Source organism: Amycolatopsis sp., from assembly GCF_035546795.1.
Taxonomy (GTDB): domain Bacteria; phylum Actinomycetota; class Actinomycetes; order Mycobacteriales; family Pseudonocardiaceae; genus Amycolatopsis_E.
Map to the genome: position 1 here is coordinate 147,572 of NZ_DASZWC010000002.1, position 17,576 is coordinate 165,147.

The 17,576-nt window shown below is 70.8% G+C and carries 15 protein-coding genes; 7 read left to right on the plus strand and 8 right to left on the minus strand.

Annotation, left to right across the window (positions count from 1 at the left end; translation table 11 throughout):
- Positions 1 to 47: 47 nt before the first annotated feature.
- Entirely contained in the window at positions 48 to 1,127 is a 1,080-nt protein-coding gene (locus tag VHD82_RS02325) for a TIGR03857 family LLM class F420-dependent oxidoreductase (RefSeq protein ID WP_325696441.1), read from the plus strand.
- 1 nt (position 1,128) lies between these two features.
- On the opposite strand, the gene VHD82_RS02330 is transcribed toward VHD82_RS02325, so the two are convergent.
- Genes VHD82_RS02330 through VHD82_RS02345 form a run of 4 tightly spaced genes read right to left on the minus strand, consistent with a single transcriptional unit; the run spans position 1,129 to position 3,645 of the window.
- Entirely contained in the window at positions 1,129 to 2,049 is a 921-nt protein-coding gene (locus VHD82_RS02330; protein WP_325696442.1) for an LLM class F420-dependent oxidoreductase, read from the minus strand.
- Positions 2,046 to 2,642: a nuclear transport factor 2 family protein gene (locus VHD82_RS02335; RefSeq protein ID WP_325696444.1), complete on the minus strand. Its 597-nt coding sequence runs from the start codon at positions 2,640 to 2,642 to the stop codon at positions 2,046 to 2,048. The genes VHD82_RS02330 and VHD82_RS02335 overlap by 4 nt, the downstream gene beginning before the upstream one ends.
- Entirely contained in the window at positions 2,642 to 3,226 is a 585-nt protein-coding gene (locus VHD82_RS02340; RefSeq protein WP_325696446.1) for a flavin reductase family protein, read from the minus strand. The genes VHD82_RS02335 and VHD82_RS02340 overlap by 1 nt, the downstream gene beginning before the upstream one ends.
- Positions 3,223 to 3,645 (minus strand): limonene-1,2-epoxide hydrolase family protein, encoded by a 423-nt coding sequence (locus VHD82_RS02345; RefSeq protein WP_325696448.1) that lies wholly within the window; start codon positions 3,643 to 3,645, stop codon positions 3,223 to 3,225. Before VHD82_RS02345 ends, VHD82_RS02340 begins: the two co-directional genes overlap by 4 nt.
- 138 nt (positions 3,646 to 3,783) lie before the next feature.
- Between VHD82_RS02345 and VHD82_RS02350 the strand changes: the two genes are divergently transcribed.
- Complete coding sequence (locus tag VHD82_RS02350; protein ID WP_325696450.1) at positions 3,784 to 6,033, plus strand: acyl-CoA dehydrogenase; 2,250 nt, start codon at positions 3,784 to 3,786, stop codon at positions 6,031 to 6,033.
- A 51-nt stretch (positions 6,034 to 6,084) separates the two neighbouring features.
- On the opposite strand, the gene VHD82_RS02355 is transcribed toward VHD82_RS02350, so the two are convergent.
- Complete coding sequence (locus VHD82_RS02355) at positions 6,085 to 7,614, minus strand: class I adenylate-forming enzyme family protein (RefSeq protein ID WP_325696452.1); 1,530 nt, start codon at positions 7,612 to 7,614, stop codon at positions 6,085 to 6,087.
- A gap of 149 nt (positions 7,615 to 7,763) precedes the next feature.
- On the opposite strand from VHD82_RS02355, the gene VHD82_RS02360 reads away from it, so the two are divergent.
- The 3 genes from VHD82_RS02360 to VHD82_RS02370 are packed head-to-tail and all read left to right on the plus strand — an operon-like array spanning position 7,764 to position 10,615.
- Positions 7,764 to 8,843, plus strand: a complete 1,080-nt coding sequence (locus VHD82_RS02360) for a CaiB/BaiF CoA-transferase family protein (RefSeq protein ID WP_325696454.1) — start codon at positions 7,764 to 7,766, stop codon at positions 8,841 to 8,843.
- Positions 8,836 to 10,011, plus strand: a complete 1,176-nt coding sequence (locus tag VHD82_RS02365) for an acyl-CoA dehydrogenase family protein (RefSeq protein WP_325696456.1) — start codon at positions 8,836 to 8,838, stop codon at positions 10,009 to 10,011. The genes VHD82_RS02360 and VHD82_RS02365 overlap by 8 nt, the downstream gene beginning before the upstream one ends.
- A 10-nt stretch (positions 10,012 to 10,021) precedes the next feature.
- Entirely contained in the window at positions 10,022 to 10,615 is a 594-nt protein-coding gene (locus VHD82_RS02370; RefSeq protein WP_325696458.1) for a DUF2889 domain-containing protein, read from the plus strand.
- A 68-nt stretch (positions 10,616 to 10,683) separates the two neighbouring features.
- Here the strand turns inward: VHD82_RS02370 and VHD82_RS02375 are convergent, their stop codons facing one another.
- Genes VHD82_RS02375 through VHD82_RS02385 form a run of 3 tightly spaced genes read right to left on the minus strand, consistent with a single transcriptional unit; the run spans position 10,684 to position 15,430 of the window.
- Positions 10,684 to 11,946, minus strand: a complete 1,263-nt coding sequence (locus VHD82_RS02375) for an ABC transporter substrate-binding protein (RefSeq protein WP_325696460.1) — start codon at positions 11,944 to 11,946, stop codon at positions 10,684 to 10,686.
- Between the two features lie 35 nt (positions 11,947 to 11,981).
- A complete protein-coding gene (locus VHD82_RS02380) occupies positions 11,982 to 12,701 on the minus strand; it encodes an ABC transporter ATP-binding protein (RefSeq protein ID WP_325696462.1) in 720 nt (239 codons plus the stop codon).
- Positions 12,698 to 15,430, minus strand: coding sequence for a branched-chain amino acid ABC transporter permease/ATP-binding protein (locus VHD82_RS02385; RefSeq protein ID WP_325696464.1), 2,733 nt, complete (start codon positions 15,428 to 15,430; stop codon positions 12,698 to 12,700). Before VHD82_RS02385 ends, VHD82_RS02380 begins: the two co-directional genes overlap by 4 nt.
- 323 nt (positions 15,431 to 15,753) lie before the next feature.
- Between VHD82_RS02385 and VHD82_RS02390 the strand changes: the two genes are divergently transcribed.
- Both VHD82_RS02390 and VHD82_RS02395 read left to right on the plus strand, forming a co-directional pair.
- On the plus strand, positions 15,754 to 16,800 hold the full coding sequence (locus tag VHD82_RS02390; protein WP_325696466.1) for a phosphotransferase family protein: 1,047 nt from the start codon (positions 15,754 to 15,756) through the stop codon (positions 16,798 to 16,800).
- Positions 16,797 to 17,561 (plus strand): SDR family oxidoreductase, encoded by a 765-nt coding sequence (locus VHD82_RS02395; protein ID WP_325696468.1) that lies wholly within the window; start codon positions 16,797 to 16,799, stop codon positions 17,559 to 17,561. The genes VHD82_RS02390 and VHD82_RS02395 overlap by 4 nt, the downstream gene beginning before the upstream one ends.
- The last annotated feature ends 15 nt before the right edge of the window (positions 17,562 to 17,576 follow it).

Here is a 17,576-nt window from a genome sequence, read left to right on the forward strand (position 1 = left end):
CCTCCCTACTCTCGACCTATCGTGTACATAGTGTCAGAATAATCGGCATGACTACACCCTCTGCGGCAACTTCCGCCGGCCCGAACCCCATTCCAGCCGACCCCGGCGTGCTGGGCGCGTACGTGCTGCCGGGCCGGGTGGCCGATCCGCGTCCGGCCATCGACCAGGCCAGGGCGGCCGAGGAGCTGGGGCTGGGCACGGTCTGGCTGAGCGAGCGCTGGGGCACCAAGGACTTCGCGGTGCTCGCCGGCGCGTTGGGCCAGGTTACGAGCAGGGCCAAGGTCGCGGCGGGGATCACGCACTTCCAGGTCCGCCACCCCGCGGTGCTCGCGTCGATGGCGATGACCGCGCAGGGGCTCACCGGCGGGCGGATCGTGCTGGGGTTCGGCCGGTCGGTGGCGGCGATGTGGAAGGCGGTCGGGCTGCCCCCGGCGAACAACCGGATCCTGGCCGACTCCGCCGACATCCTGCGGCGACTCTGCAAGGGTGACAAGGTGTCATATGACGGGCCTGTCGGGCGCTTCCCGGCGATGCGCCTGTCCGATCTGCCCGACGTCCCGCCGCCGCCGCTCGTGCTCGCGGCCATCGGCCCCAAGACGCTGGCACTGGCCGGGGCCCACTTCGACGGCGTGATCCTGCACCCGTTCCTGACCCCGGAGGCGGTCGCCCGCTCGGCCGCGACGGTGCGCGCCGCGGCCGAGGATGCGGGCCGCGATCCGGCCGCCATCCGCGTCTACGCCACCGTGATCACGGCGTCCGGGCTGCCCCCGGAGGAGGAGGCCGCGGTGGTCGGCGGCCGTGCGGTGACCTACTTCCAGATCCCCGGTTTCGGTGAACAGCTCGCCGAAACCAACGGCTGGGACACCACCGCGGTCAAGCGCCTGCGCGAACACCCGCAGCTGGCCGGGATCAAGGGTTCCGCGGACTTCGTGCGCACCAGGGACCAGCTCACCGAAGCGGCGAAGGCGCTGCCCGCCGAATGGCTGGCGGCGTCCTCCGCCGTCGGTTCGCCGGAACACTGCGTGGCCCGGTTCGGCGACTACCTCGCCGCCGGGGCTGACGAGCTGGTGCTGCACGGCAGCACGCCCGACCAGCTCCCGCCGGTGATCAAGGCGCTGCGCCGCTGAGTCAGCGCGCCGGGGAAAGCAGGAGGTCACCGATCTGGCCGACGTCGCGCCGGAAGTCCGCCAGGCTGCGGCTCGCCGGTTCGACCGTCAGCCAGGTGACCCCTGCCTCGGCGTAGCCGTCCAGCGCCTTGCGGACAGTGGTGGCGAACTCGCCGGCGTCCTGGCGGAGCAGGCCACTCTCGAACGGCGCGAACGAGATGTCCAAAGGGGACAGTCCGGCCGCCGACCGCTTGCCCTGCATCTCCCTGATCCGGCCGGCCAGCTCGGAAGCCGTTTCCAGTGGCGGTGTCCCGGTGATCTTCGCGACCTCTTTGGACTGTCCCATCGGGATCCAGCCCTGCGCGAGGGTGACCGCCCGCCGCCGCGCGGCCGCGCTGTTGCCGCCGATCCAGATCGGCGGGCCGCCGGGCTGCACCGGGGCGGGCAGCATCTCGTGTCCGGTCGCCGGGAAGGCAGGCCCGGGATGGTCCTGGCCCGTCCAGGCCGCCCGCATCGCCGGGATCGCGGCCTCCAAAGCCTTGCCACGCCCGGGAAAGTCGGCGCCGAGCGCCTCGAACTCCGGCTCCAGGTAGCCCGCGCCCATCCCGACGATCATCCGGCCGCGCGAAAGCGTGTCCAGGCTCGCGATCGCCTTGGCCGAGAGGTACGGGTTGCGGTAGGCGCTCACCAGTACGTAGGTGATCAGCTTCAGGCGCTGGGTGGAGGCGGCGACATAGCTCAGCGACACGAACGGATCGAAGGCGTGGTGCCCGCCGGTGGCGAGCCAGTTCCGTTCCGGGTACGGGTGATCGCTCATCGCGAACCCGTCGAACCCCGCCTCCTCCACGATCCGCGCGACCGTGCCGAGGTCCCCGTCCCCGCGCCAGGTTTCGTAGTGTTTGACCGCCCGCATCGGGAACATCAGGGCGAACCGCACGCTCATCGGGCCGGCCTCGGGTGCCGCACGCCGAACGTCATATCCCGCAGGCTCGCGATCGGCGGCACGTCCTTTCCCACCCAGGACGGCTTCGGCTGGTGTCCCTCCGGCGGCCGGGCCCAGTCGACCCAGGTGCCCCAGTCCAGCCGGGACAACGGATCCCGCGCGCGGTCGCCCGCACGTTCGCGGGCGGCGGTGTAGCGCTGGTTGAACAGCTTCATCTCCGCCACCGTCCACCAGTCGTCCTCCGAGGAGAACCTGCCGTCCCCGGCGTACTGGATCACCTGCAGCGACGGGAACTCGATCGGCTCGCCGCCGGGCTCCGGGTTGTCGGCGCGGTTGAGGACCTTGTACACGATGTGCGAGCCGTCGATGTTGTACCAGACCAGCGGCGAGTACACGTGCGCCGCGAACGACATGGTGCCCTCGAGGAACTGCTGGATCTCCGCCTGCCCGTGGAAGGTGCCCCAGAAGTGGTCGTTGTAGGTCGCGTCCTCGGTGAACAGCCGGGACCATGCGGCCCAGTCCTCGCCGACCGGGCCGGTCAGGAAGTAGCGCCGGAACGCGCTTTCCACCTCGTCACGGGGAAACTGCGCCATCAGTCCACCAGTCCCCGGTTGCGGCGCGCGCTCTCCAGCTGCGGCACGTGGTTGGCCTCGTACTGCTCGATCCATTCCTTGGGCAGGTTCGCCCACGCCGGCCCGATGCGCAGCCGCTCCCCGTCGCGCAGCTTGCCCGCGCCGACCACGTCGGCGAGGAAGATCGTGTTCTCCTCGCCGTCGAGGGTGCCGACCACGCGGCCTTCGACGTAGCTGAGCGCGTCCCGCAGGATCGGTGCCCCGGTGACGCCCGGTTCGGTGTCGAACTGCGCGAGCTTGTCCCCGTCCCGCCCGGAGCTGCCGCCGAGTCCCATCAGGATCTTCAGCGAGGCCTCCATCGCGGGCTCGGGAGTCGCGGCCAGCAGGTGCATCACGAAGATCCCCGACGCCAGCACCAGGTCGTGCGTCAGGTTGTACTTGGTGAGGCTGATGGTCACCCGCGGCGCCTCCGGGACGATCCCCCCGGAACCGGCGGACAACGACATCAGCCCGTTGGACCGTCCTTCGTGCGTGGTGGTGACCGCGACCGGGAACGGCCGCAGGCCGGACAGGGTGTAGTCGGCCGCCTTGAGATCCAGGGTCATCGTCGCTCCTCATCCGTGGTGCCGGCGGCGGCTTTCATCCGCTGCCCGAGTGCCACCGAGTCCCAGTACTCGCGCCAGGCGGTGATCCGGCCCGACTCGTCGCCCTCGAAGACGGCGACGAGCTCGTTGGCAACCCGCGCGCCGCCGGGCAGCACGAGGTGGTCGGTCCGTTCGACGACGACCGCGCCGTCTCCGGCCACCACGCGGTGGATTTCGCACTCCAGCGCCGAATAGTGCGCGGTCTGCCGGACCAGCTCGCCGGCGATCGCCTCGGGCCCGGTCACCTTCGCCATCGCGGGGACCTGGACGTGGTACACCGCGTCGGCGGTGAAGAACCCGCCGATCCGCTCGCCCGTCAGATCGCCGCGCTGGACGGACTCCAGTAGCCGGAGCACCGTCGCACGCACTGCCACACTCACCGAATACTCTCCTTCTGACACTTTCGTCACCGTATCGGCACGCTCACTTCGAGGCAACAGCCTAAACAGCACAATATTTAAGCCACATCGGGTAGATTCTGACATTGCGTATCTATGCAGGAAGGACCGTGATCGACAATGCGGAGCAACGTCGCCGTGGCGGATACCCCGGACCAGCAGGCACTGGCCGACGCCGTCACCGGGCTGCTGGCGAAACAATGGCCGGCCGGCGCGGCGCACAAGCAGGTGAGTGACCCCGGCTCGGTCACCGAGCTGGCCCTGTGGCCGCCGCTGGCCGAGCTCGGGCTGGCCGGGCTGCCGGTACCGGAGTCCCGTGGCGGATCCGGCGGCAGCTGGGCCGATCTGGCGGTCGCGATGGAGGCCTGCGGGGCGGTGCTGGCCCCGACGCCCGCGGTCGCCGTGGCCGGCGCGATCGGCACGCTGGACCGGCTTCCCGGCGAGGAGTCCGGCGCGCTGTTGAGCCGGATCTGCTCGGGCGCGCTCGTCCCGGCCGTCGCCTGGACCGAACGCTCGGGCCTCGGTGGGGCCCGCGGCGGATTCCAGGCGGAGCTGGGCGAGGACGTCGTCCGGGTGTCCGGCCGGGCCGATGTGGTGCTCTCCCCCGAGGCCTCGGGGTACCTGGTGCTCGCCGAAAGCCCGGACGGGCCGGTGCTGCTCGCCGTCGAACCGGACGCCGACGGCGCGACGATGCGCCGCATCGAAGGCCTGGACCTGTTGCGGCCCTTGGGGGCGCTGACGCTGTACTCGACTCCGGCGACGGTCCTCGCGCGCGGTGGCGCGGCGGTCGCGGCCGTGCAGCGCGGCGTGGTGACCGCGGGCGCCGCGCTGGCGAGCGAGCTGGTCGGCGCCGCCGGGCACTGCCTGGCCGCGGCCGTCGCCTACGCCGGGGAACGCACACAGTTCGGCCACCCGATCGGCTCCTTCCAGGCGATCAAGCACATCTGCGCCGATCTGCTCACCGGCGTGGAACTCGCCCGCGCCGCGGCCCGGCATCTCGCCGCGCTGCTCGACTCCGGCGCGTCCGCGCCGGAACTCGAGGACGCCGTCGCGCTGGCCCTGCTCCAAGCCACCACGGTGGCGCGCAAGGCGAGCGCGGACTACATCCAGATCCTCGGCGGGATCGGCTTCACCTGGGAGCACGAAGCGCACCTGTACTACCGGCGCGCCGGGGCGGCCGCGCCCCTGTTCGGCGGCAGCGCGGCGCACCGCCGCCGGCTCGACCCGACGACCGGCAACCACGGCCACGCCGTCACCGCCTCGGCGCCAGGCACCCCGGCGGCGGAACTCGCCGCGCACGTCGAACGCCTGCTGCCGGCCCATCGCGAGAAGTGGGGCAGCGACGACTCGTTCACCGCGCGCCTGGACTGGCAGCGCACGCTGCACGCGGTGGGCTGGATCGCGCCACAGTGGCCGACGGAGTTCGGCGGGCGCGGGCTGGGCATCGTGGACCAGGTCGCCTGCGACCGGGTGCTCGCCGAGCACCGCGCGCCCGATCTGGCCGGCGTGCTCGGCGTGAACAACGTCGCACCGACCCTGATGCGGTACGGCACGCCCGAGCAGCAGCGCTATCTGCACGGCATCCAGTCCGGGGAAACCGTGTGGTGCCAAGGGTTTTCCGAGCCCGGCTCGGGCAGCGACCTGGCCAGCCTGCGCACCCGCGCGGTACTCGACGGGGACGAGTTCGTCATCAACGGGCAGAAGATCTGGACCTCGGAGGGAATGGAGGCCGACTACTGCCTGCTGCTCGTGCGCACCGACCCGGATGCCAAGCCGCACAAGGGAATCTCCGCTCTGCTGGTGCCGCTGGACACCCCGGGGATCACCCGGCGGCCCATCACCCAGATCACCGGTGAAGGCGGCTTCGCCGAGCTGTTCTTCGACGACGTCCGGGTGCCCAAGGACGCGCTGCTCGGCCCGCTGAACGAGGGCTGGACCGTCACGATGACCACCCTCGGCTTCGAGCGCGCCGGCGTGATCATGATGGCGAGCCGGCTGGAGCAGACCGTCTACGACCTGGTCGGCGAGCTGTCCGGGCGGGACCTGGACGACGGGATCCGGCTGGAGCTGACCGACCGGCTCGTCGAGTCCCGCCTGCTGGCCCTGCTCGGGCAGCGGGCGCTGGGCCGGATCGCCGCGGGCGGCGCGCCGGGCGCGGAGCATTCGGTGATCAAGCTGGCGTGGAGCCTCGCGATGCAGGCGGTCGGCGACACGCATCTGGCCGCGCTCGGCCTCGACGGGGTCGCGGGCGACACCACGCGATCCGCCCAGCTGGCCTATCTGCGCTCGCGCGCGGCGACGATCGCGGGCGGCACCACCGAGATCATGCGCAACATCCTCGCCGAGCGGGTGCTGGGCCTGCCCCGGTGAAAAACCGGTGGGGGCGGTACCCGCGGGTACCGCCCCCACCGGGGACCGGGATCAGGACAGCTGCGCGCGCAGCTCGCGTTTGAGCACCTTCCCCGCGGGCCCGAGCGGCAGCTCGGTGCGGAACACGAAGCGGCGCGGCTGTTTGTAGCCGGCGAGCTGGTCCCGGCACAGCCCCTTGAGCTGCGCCTCGAACGCGGTCGCGTCGACCTTCCCCTTGGGCACGATCACCGCGACCGGGGTCTCGCCCCACTCCTCGTCCGGCACGCCGACCACCGCGGCGAGGTCCACCTGCGGATGCCCGCCGAGCACGCGCTCCAGCTCGGCCGGGTACACGTTGAACCCACCCGAGATGATCATGTCCGTGCGGCGGCCCTCGATGTGCAGGTAGCCGTCCTCGTCCAGGCGGCCGAGGTCACCGGACCACAGCCCGTCGGCCCGGAACGTCTTGGCCGTCTGCCCGGGGTTGTTCCAGTAGCCCAGCGCGTTGGACTCGCAGCGGATCACGATCTCGCCGACCTCGCCCGGCGGGAGCTCGTTGCCGTCGTCGTCGAGGATCCGGATCTCGGCATGGGGGGTTTCGCGGCCGCACGAGGTGAGCAGCGACTCGCGGCCGGCGACCATCTGCCGGTGCTCGTCCGGGCCGAGGATCGTGACCTGGCCACCGGCTTCGGTGAGCCCGTAGCGCTGCTGGAGGTCGCAGCCCAGCAGGTTCATCGCCTTCTCCGCCAGCCCGACGGGCACCGGCGCGGAACCGTAGCTGATCCGGCGCAGGCTGGACATGTCGCGCGCCGGGCCCTCTTCGAGGATGCGCAGCGTCCGGTGCAGCATCGTCGGGATGAACGTGGTGAACGTGACCCGGCTGCGCTCGATCTCGTCGATCACCGCGTCGGCGTCGAACCGGGGGTGGATCACCATCGTCTGCCCGAGGTAGAGCCAGGACAGCGTGCGCACCATGCCGCCGGCGGTGAAGAACGGCGTCGTGGCGAGCATGACGTCGGAGTGCCGGGCCTCGGTGGAGATGCTCGTGTCGAGCACCTGCGCGAGCATCCCGCGGTGGGCGTTCACCACGCCCTTGGACCGGCCGGTGGTGCCGCTGGTGTAGAGGATGAACTGCACGTCGGCGTCGGTCAGGGTGGCCGGGGTCGGGTCGAGGGCACGGCCCTTGGCCAGCGCCGTGTCGTACGACTCCCCCGCGTCGCTGCCGCCGATCTCGAGCAGGAAGTCCAGCCCGGACAGCACCTCCCCGTGCCGCTCCACCTGGTCGTGGTGCAGGATCGCGGCACGCGCGCCGGAGTCGCCCAGTACGTGCGCCACCTCGTCGGCGGACTGGCGGATGTTCAGCGGCACCAGGATCAGGCCCGCCTTGGCCATGCCGAAGACCAGTTCCGGCCATTCCAGGCAGTTGCGGGCGGACACGGCCACCCGGTCGCCCGTCGCCAGGCCCCGGTCGAGCAGGTGCGTCGCCAGCCGGTTGGCGCGCTCGTCGAGCGCGGACCAGGTCAGCGCGGCATCTCCGTGCCGGAGCGCGATCTTCGCGGGGTAGCGCCGGGCATTGCGGCGCGGGATGTCACCGACCAGCATGAGACCTCGAAACAAAAGTAGTGAACGCACTGTCAGATCTATTCTGTAGTGAAATCCACTCAAGAGGCAAGCACCTGGCAAAACTGGCTCGCCAAGCCAACGTCGAGGCCACTATCAATGTGTACATATGGTCAGTTATGGTCGAGTACATGACCGTTGACCCCACCGGCCCGCTGGCCGGGACGAGGGTGGTGGAGCTGGCCGGGATGGGGCCGGGCCCGCACGCCGCGATGCTGCTGGCCGATCTCGGTGCCGACGTGGTGCAGGTCCGGCGGCCGGACGTGGACCGGCCGCACCGGGGACGCCACGTGCTGGAGGCCGACCTCAAGGACCCGGGCGACCGGGACCGGATCCTCGACCTCATCGCCCGCGCCGACGTGCTCATCGAGGGCTTCCGGCCGGGCGTGACCGAACGGCTCGGGCTCGGGCCGGACGAATGCACGGCGCGCAACCCCGGCCTCGTGTACGCGCGGATGACCGGCTGGGGCCAGCACGGCCCGCTGGCCGGGAGCGCCGGACACGACATCAACTACCTCGGGCTGACGGGGATCCTGCACGCGATCGGCCGGGCCGGCGAACCTCCGGTGCCGCCGCTGAACGTCGTCGGTGACTTCGGCGGCGGCTCGCTCTACCTCGTGCTCGGGGTGCTCGCCGCGCTCGTGGAACGGCAGGCTTCGGGACGCGGCCAGGTGGTGGACGCCGCGATCGTGGACGGTGCGTCGAGCCTCGCGCAGGCGATCTGGGTCCAGCGCGGCAGCGGCCGGTGGCGCGACAAGCGCGGCTCGAACCAGCTCGACACCGGCAGGCCGTACTACGACGTCTACGAAACCGCGGACGGCCGCTACATGGCCGTCGGCGCCCTCGAACCGCAGTTCTACCGCGAGTTCGTGACCCTGCTCGGGCTCGATCCCGCGAGTTTGCCCGCGCAGCACGACGAATCGGGCTGGCCGGTGCTGCGCAAGGCGTTCACCGCGACGTTCGCGACGAAGACCCGTGCCGAGTGGACGGAAGTCTTCGAGGGCAGTGACGCGTGTGTCACGCCGGTGCTCGCCTTCGGCGAGGTCGCCGGGCATCCGCACATGGCCGCCCGCGAGGTGATCACCGAGGTGGACGGCATACCGCAGCCGGCGCCCGCCCCGCGCTTCTCCCGGACCCCGGCGCGGACCCCGCGCGAACGCGGCCCGGTGGCCGCCGAAACCGTTCTGACGCGTTGGAGGGACCTTGCCTGAACCCGATTTCCCGACCGGTGCCTGGGAACTGCCGGAGGAGTTCCGGATGCTGGCCGACACCGTCCGGCGGTTCATGGCGGCCGAGGTGCGCCCGGCCGAGGACAAGCTCGACCACGACGCCGCCGGCCTGCCGCCCGAGCTTTTGCTTCCGCTGCAAGAGAAAGCGCGCGGGCTGGGGCTGTGGGCGCTGCAGACGCCGGTCGAGTACGGCGGCGCGGGGCTGAGCATGCTCGGCCAGGTCGTGGTGGCCGAGGAAGCGGCGAAATGCCGGATGGGCGCGTTCTTCCCGGCGGCGGGCGCTTTCGGCGGGAACCCGCCCAGCGTGCTGTTCCAGGCCAGTCCCGAACAGTTCGACCGCTACGCCCGTCCGATCATCGAAGGCAAGGCGGGCAAGGCTTTCACCGCGATCAGCGAGAGCGCCGGCGGGTCCGATCCCGCGCGCGCGATCCAGTGCCGCGCCGAGCGCCACGGCGACCATTACGTGCTCAACGGCACCAAGATGTGGACCAGTCACGCGCTGACCGCCGACTGGGGCGTGGTGTACGCGCGGACGGGCGCGCCCGGCGAACGGGACGGCATCAGCTGTTTCATCGTGGAGCGCGAGACACCCGGGCTGAGCATGGTGCCGATCGAGGTGATGAACTCCTTCTCCCCCGCCGAACTGCATTTCGAGAACGCCAGGGTCCCGGTGGCCAACCGGATCGGCGACGAGGGCGCGGGTTTCCGGCTCGCGTCGGATTTCCTGGTGCGGGGCCGGGTGCTGTACGCGGCGGGCCCGATCGGCATCGCGCAGGCCGCGCTGGAGATGACCATCGGCTGGGTCAAGGACCGCGACGTGTTCGGCGCGAAGCTGGCGGACAAACAAGGTGTGCAGTGGATGCTGGCCGACAGCGAAGTCGAGCTGCGCGCCGCCCGCCTGCTCACCTACCAGGCCGCGTGGAACGTCGACCTCGGCCGCGAAGTCCGGGTCGACGCGTCGATCGCCAAACTGCACGCGACCGAGACCGCCTTCCGGGTGCTGGACCGGTGCGTGCAGCTGCACGGCGCGCTCGGGCTCGCGAAGGAGATGCCGCTGGAGCGCTGGTTCCGCGACCTGCGCGTGAAACGGCTCGGCGAAGGGGCGACCGAGGTGCAGCGCATGGTGGTCGCCCGCCATCTGCTCAAGTGAGGAGACGATCTTGCCCGACCGAGAATCCGGGATCCCGCCCGCGCCCGAGGGCGTCGTGCACCGGCGCAGCATCATCATGGACTCCTACCCGCTCGACGACGAGCACTTCACCGTCGTGGGCAGGCTGACCGACCAGATCCCGTGGGCGGAGCCGCATCAGCAGCGGATCCACGACATGACCCTGCGCGTGACCGTGCACCTGCCCGATCTGGTGATCACGGCCGCGGACGCGGGCATGTCCTCGTTCCCGCACGCCGAATGCCCGCTCATCGCGCCCGCTTTCGCCCGGCTGGCCGGGATTTCCGTGCGCCGGGGCTTCTCGCGCGAACTGCGGCAACGGCTCGGCGGGGTTTCCGGCTGCTCCCATCTCGGCGAACTGGCCCGGGCGATCGGTCCCGCCGTCGTGCGCACGGCCAGTGAGCGGATCGCGTTCGCCCGGCAGGGCAAACCGGCCGACCCCTCGGGCGGGCCGGTGCCGCTTCCGCTGGGCAGCTGCCACATCTGGGGCCCGGAAGGCGCCGGGCCGCGCAAGATCGAGGCGGGCTGGGTGCCGGGTTCGGTGGACCGCCCGGTGCCGGCGCTGGAGACCTTCCTCGAAAACTGAAGCCACGCACGAAGAGCTGCCCCCGCCGCACCGGTCAGCCGGTACGACGGGGGCAGTCCTGTTGGTTGTCAGCCGCCGGTGGTCAGCAGGTCACCGGCCTGCACCACCTGGTAGTTCGACAGCGTGCCGTCCTGCGCCGCGTCGGCGATGATGCCGTTGGCACTGCAGATGTTCGGCGACAGCGACACCGCCTTCCCGTTGCACTGGAAGGTCGCGCCGCCGTTGAGCGGGTAGGGCACGGGCGGTGCGGACTGCACCGCCGCCTGCAGCCCGGCCGGCGAGGTGTCGGTGACCTTCGCCGCGTTCAGCGCACGGACCAGGCCCAGCGCCACGGCGTAGCCGATACCGGGGATCGAAGCGGGCGCGGTGCCGTCGCCATAACGCGACAGCGCCGCCTTGAAGGTCTTGAACTCCGCGTCCTCGCTGTTGAACTCGAGGCTCGCGACCACCTTCACCCCGTCGTACCCGCCGGGGATCGAGGCGCTCGCGTCGGAGTTCACACAGGTTTCCGACGCCAGGATGGTGGACTGCACCCCGAGCGTGCGCAGGGCCTTGATGGCGCTGCTGCAGAAGGTGGCGTCACCGAGCAGCATGTACATCTTCGGGCTGTTCGCTTCCGCCGCCTGGATCTGCGGGGTCATGTCCGCCGTGCCCGGCGGGATCGGCACCACGTTGTAGGCCACGTTGGCCTTGCCGAACAGCAGACTGCCGATCTGCTGCGCGGGACCGCTCGCCCCGGGCACGTCGATCACGACCATCGTCGCCCGCCCGAAGCCCTGCTGTTTCGCATACGCCGCAGGGGTGCTGAAGTAGTTGAGGGCGTTGGTCATCGAGAAGATGCCCGGCGTGGACAGCCCGGCCTTCGAGGCGGCCTGGGAGAAGAACGCGGGGATCTTCGCCGCGCCCAGCACCGAGATCACCTGGTCGGCTTCGGCGAGCGTGCCCGCGACGACGGCGGACACCTTGGCGCTGACCATCTGGTTGGCACAGTCGGTGGCCTGCGAGGGTGAGTTCTGTGTTTCGCAGACCTTGAGCTGGATCGCGTGCCCGTTGATCCCGCCGAGATAGTCGTTGGCGTAGCCGATCGCGGCCTGCGCCCCCTTGATCTCGGCGCTCTGGTCGATGGAGGTGCCCTTGCCGTCGCTGATCAGCCCGAGCAACACCGGGCTGCCGGTGGCTTTGTTCGGGGTGCCCAGTGCCTTGGTGATGTCGGCGTCGCTGGCGTTGTCGCCCGACGCCCCGCTGGAACAGGCACTGAGCGTCAGTGCCACCGCGGCCAGCACCGCCGGCACGACGGCACGGACACGTCTTTGTGTGAGACCGGCTCGCATGTCGGTTGGACCTTTCCTAGGGTTCGGGGGACGGCTCAGGCCGCCCCCTCCTCGGCGCCGCCGAGATAGGCGGCTTCGAGCCGCCGCCGGTCGGCGGCGAGTTCGGTTGCGGATCCGGCGAGCGTGATGTCGCCGTGCACCAGGACGATCGCGTGGTCGGCGACCTCCAGCGCCAGCCGCACGTGCTGTTCGACGAGCACGACCACGGCACCGGTCTCGTCCACGATCCGCCGCACCACGGGCAGCAGGTCCTCGACGATCACCGGCGCCAGCCCCATGCTCATCTCGTCGATGAGCAGCACCTTGGGGTTCTGCACCATCCCGCGCGCCACGGCCAGCATCTGCTGCTCGCCGCCGGAGAGCGCGCCCGCGGCCACGCCGAGCCGGGCCCGCAGGGCGGGGAACATGTCCAGGATGTCGTCGAGCGACGGCCCGCCGGCGCGGCGCGCGAGTACGACGTTCTCCCGGACGGTCAGCGTGGTGAACAGCGCGCGGTCGTCGGGCACCAGGATCACGCCCGACCGGTTGGCCGTCCGGGGTTTCCCCCGGGGCAACGGTTTCCCGTCGAGGAGCACCTCGCCGCCGAGGCTCGGCAGCAACCCGGCCAAGGTGGTCAGCAGTGTCGTCTTCCCCGCGCCGTTCGGGCCGAGGACGGCGAGCACGGTGCCGTGTTCGACGGTCAGGTCCAGCGGGCGCAGCACCGGCACGGAGCCGTGCCCGGCCACCAGCCCCCGGGTTTCCAGCGCGGCGCTCATGACAGCGCCGCCTCGTGCGCGCCGCCGAGATAGGCCGCCGCGACCGCGCGGTCGGCCCGGATCTCGGCCGGGGTGCCCGCCGCGATGACCTTGCCGAAGTTCAGCACCTGGACCTGGTCGCACAGGCTCAGCACCAGCCCCATGTCGTGGTCCACCATCACGATCGTGATCCCGGCGTCCCGCAGCACCTGCAGCCGCTCGCCCAGCCACGTGCTCTCGGCCGTGTCGAGCCCGCCCGCCGGTTCGTCGAGCAGCAGCACCCGTGGCCCGCCGGCCAGCGCGCGGGCGATCGAGACGAGCTGACGCTGCCCCTGGGACAGCTCACCCGCGGGACGGGAACGCAGGGAACCCAGGTCCAGCAAGGAGAACACCGCCTCGAGCGTCTCCTCCGGCGGACGTTCCCGCCGTCCGTGCGAGGCGGTCAGTCCGACCACCACGTTCTCCTCCGCACTGAGGTCGTCGTAGAGTTCGAGCGCCTGGAACGTGCGGCCGAGTCCGGTGCGGACCCGTTGGTGCGGCGCGAGTTTCTCGAGCGAACGGCCGCCGAGGGTGACCGATCCACTGTGTCCGGCGAACCCGCTGATCGCGTCGAGCAGCGTGGTCTTGCCCGCGCCGTTGGGCCCGATCAGGCCGACGATCGCGCCCTCGGGCACGTCGAAGCTCACGTCGTCCACCGCGACGACGCCGCCGTAGCGAACTTGCAGGCCTCGCACGGAAAGCAGGTCGGCGCTGCCCTTGTTTTCCCGCTCCCGCCGCTTTCCCGGGCTGGGCGGTGGCGATTTCTCTTGCGCCACAACGGGTTCACGCCGGGCGCGGACCGCGGCGAGCTTCTGGTGCGCCGGGCCGACGATGCCCTCGGGGTTCATGATCACCGTGAGAATGAGCAGCACGCTGGACACCACGACGTACCAGCCACCGGTGCCGACCACCTCGTCCACGATGATGAACACCAGCCCGCCGGTGGCCGAGAAACCGGCCAGGATCCCGCCGGAGACCGAGGTGATCCCGGTGAGGTAGACGGTCGCGAACAGGCTCAGCCCGGCGACGGCCGAGAACGCGTCGTAGGTGATCGTCCGCTGCTGGTACGCCAGCAGCGCGCCGCCCAGCCCGGCGATGAACGCGGCGATGGCGAAGACGAGGATCTTCACCCGCACCACGTTGACCCCGGCCGCCGCGGCCGACCGCTCGTTGGCGCGGATCGCGAGCATCTGCGAGCCGAGACCGCTGCGCCGCAACCAGGCCACCCCGATCGCGACGAGGATCAGCACCAGCAGGCACAGCAGCCCGAACGTGACGCGCGGATAGGCGTCGCCGGTCCCGATCCCGAGGTCCCAGCCGAACAGAGTCGGTTCGGCGACGGTGACCCCGGAACTGCTGACGAAGTCGAGATTGCGGAACCAGAACGCCTCCAGCGCGAACGCCAGCGCCAGCGTCACCACCGCGACGGTGAGTCCTCGGATGCGCAGCGCCGGCAGCCCGATGACCACGCCGAGCACGGCCGCCGCGACCGCGGCGAGCAGCGGGGCGATGGGGAACGGCAGATGGAGGCTGTTGCCCAGCGGGCCGAGCGCGAACCCCGCGGCGCCGGCGAGTGTCAGCTGCGCGAGCGAAAGCTGGCCCGCGTAGCCGCTCACCACCACCACCGACAGCGCGATGATCGCCATGATCATGCTGACGATCAGCCCGGCCCGGAACCGGTCCTGCAGCACCAGCAGGGCGACCACCGCGATGACCGCGCCGACCACGGCCGTGGGCAGGACGAGTCTCGGCCGGGGCGCGCGCCCGAGCGTGCGCAGGATGAGCGCGCCGCGGGTGGGCAACGGCCGGGCGCGGACCACCAGCACGAGCATGATCAGCACCAGCGGCACCAGCTCCGGCAGCCCGGAGGAGGGCAGCCAGCTCAGGTGGGTCTGCAGGTACTGGACTTCCGACTGCAGCATGCCGATCACCAGCCCGGCCGCCGCGGCCACGAAGATCAGCTGGAACCTGGCGAGGATCGCCGCCGCCAGGGCGGGCACGATGAACAGCGTGTAACCCAGCGGGACCACCGGCACGATCGGCGCGATGAGAATGCCCGACAGTCCGGCGATCGCCGAACTGAGCATCCAGTTGTACGCGGCGACCCGGTCCGGGGAGAGCCCGCTGACGTACGCGCCGCGCTCGGTTTCCGCCGATGCGCGCGTGGCGAGGCCGAACCGGGTGTAGCGGAAGATGACACCCAGCAACGCGGCGACCACGAGGATCGTCAGTGCGAAGTAGACCCGGTCCGAGGACATCCGCAGGGTGCCGAACTTCCACAGTCCGGTCGGGAAGATCGGCTTGACGGCCACCGGGATGGTGCCCATCCGCTCCGCGATCACCCCGCTGACGACCAGCGAGACGCCGAGCGCGGCGACGGCCTTGGCGACCGGCGGCGCGGTGCGCAGCGGCCGGAAGATCAGCACGTACAGGACCAGCCCGAACAGCGCCGACACCACGAGGGTGAGCAGCAGCGCGGGCACCAGGCCCAGCGGCCCGCCGATGTCGACGCTCACCGGCAGGCCGGGCACCAGCAGCAGGAGCTTGCCCTGGCGCAGCAGGGCGTAGACATAGGCGGCGTGCAGCGCGATCGCACTGGTCCCGAAGTTGAGGACACCGGAACTGCGATAGGTCAGGACGAGCGCCAGCGCGAGTGCGCCGAACACCGCCCCGTTCCCGAGTCCGAGCAGGAGAAAAACCAGATGGGTCATCGTTGAACCTCAGCTCTCGCTCGTGCCGTCAGCACGGCCGGGCTCGATGTGGACGAGACGTTAGAACAACACCGAGATCATGTAAATAGGTAAACCGAATCGAGACCATCGTCCGCCGCGATCGACGGCGGCAAAAAGACTATCCATCAAGGTAATCCCAGCGCAACGGTGCCCGCACCGGCAGCTGCCCCCGCAGGCAACGTTTCGGTACCGAGATGTACACACTGCCAGAATTGTCCAGCGACGGGCAGCAGGTCGATATTATTTGGCGTGGCTAAGCGAAACCCTTGCGTTCTCTGCCCGGAGAACTCTATTCTCCGAGCGTGAGCACTGAAAACACGACCACCAGCACCGGCCTGGACGAACAACGGCTGGCCCGCTGGCTGGACGCCCAGGGCCTGCCCGGCGGCGGCGGCGACCTCGTGGTCACCGCCCTCCAGGGGGGCTCGCAGAACCAGCTCTACGAGCTGCGCGCCGGGGAAACCCGGCTGGTGCTGCGCGCCGCGCCCGGCCATGCCTCCCCCGAACGAGCCGAGCGGATGCTGCGCGAGTACCAGCTGGTCCGCGCCCTCGCCGGCACCGATGTCCCGCATGCCCGCGTGCACGCGGCGAGCACCGAAACCGACATCGCCGGCCAGCCGTTCTACGTGATGGACCACGTCGAGGGCTGGTCGCCGATGCAGGGCGGCTGGGCGGCCCCGTTCGACACCGACACCAACGCCCGCGCGGGCCTGGCCACCCAGCTGGTCGACGGGATCGCCCGGCTCTCCAAGGTGGACTGGCGCGCGGCCGGACTCGAAGGATTCGGGCGCCCGGAAGGCTTCCACGACCGGCAGGTGGACCGCTGGCTGTCCTTTTTGGACAAGTACGCGTTCCGGGAGCTGCCGGGGCTGCAGGTGACCGCGGACTGGCTGCGCGCGCACCGCCCGCGCGCCTACACCCCCGGCATCCTGCACGGCGACTACCAGTTCGCCAACGTCATGTACGCCCACGGCGCCCCGGCGCGGCTCGCCGCGATCGTCGACTGGGAGATGGCCACCATCGGCGACCCGCTGCTGGACCTGGGCTGGGCGCTGATCGCGTGGGGACCCGAGGGCGACGACATGACGCACGCCCGTTACCTCGACTACACGGGTATGCCCTCGCGCGACGACCTGCTGGAGCACTACGCGACGGTGAGCGGGCGGGGCGTCGAGGACATCGACTACTACGTCATCCTCGCCCGGTTCAAGCTCGGCATCGTGCTGGAACAGAGCGTCGCCAGGGCCGCGGCGACCGGCGGCGATCCGAAGGTGGCGCGCTTCGACGGCATCGTGCTGGAGCTCATCCGCAAGGCCGCCGAACTGACGAGGAGCACGACGCTGAAATGACCACTCCGCCCTTCGACCGCTTCGACCTCACCGGCAAGGTCGCCCTCGTCACCGGCGGCAGCCGGGGCCTGGGCCGCGAGATGGTGCTCGCGTTCGCCCAGGCCGGCGCGGACGTCGTGATCACCAGCCGCAACCTGGAGAACTGCGAGGCACTCGCCGCGGAGGTCACCGGGAGCACCGGCCGCGAAGCGCTCCCCTACGGCTGCCACCTCGGGCACTGGGACGAGCTCGACGGCCTGGTCGACGCCGCGTACGAGCGTTTCGGCCGCGTCGACGTGCTCGTCAACAACGCGGGCATGTCGCTGCTGTACGACCAACCCGCCGACGTGACCGAGAAGATGTGGGACAGCGTCGTCAACCTCAACCTCAAGGGCCCGTTCCGGCTCACCGCGCTGATCGGCACCCGGATGGCCGAGCGGGGCAGCGGCTCGATCATCAACGTCAGCAGCACGGGCTCGATCCGGCCGACGCCGAACATCCTGCCGTACTCCGCCGCGAAGGCCGGGCTCAACGCGATCACCGAGGGCTTCGCGTATGCGTTCGGCCCGAAGGTGCGGGTGAACACTCTGATGGCGGGCCCGTTCTTCACCGACATCAGCAAGGCGTGGGACCTCGAGCGCGTCGAGGAGGGCCTGCAGCGGCACGCACTGCGCCGAGGCGGGCAGCCCGAGGAGATCATCGGCGCAGCCCTCTTCCTGGCCAGCGAAGCGTCCAGCTACACCTCCGGCTCCATCCTCCGCGCCGACGGCGGCATCCCCTAACCACCCGAGGAGAAT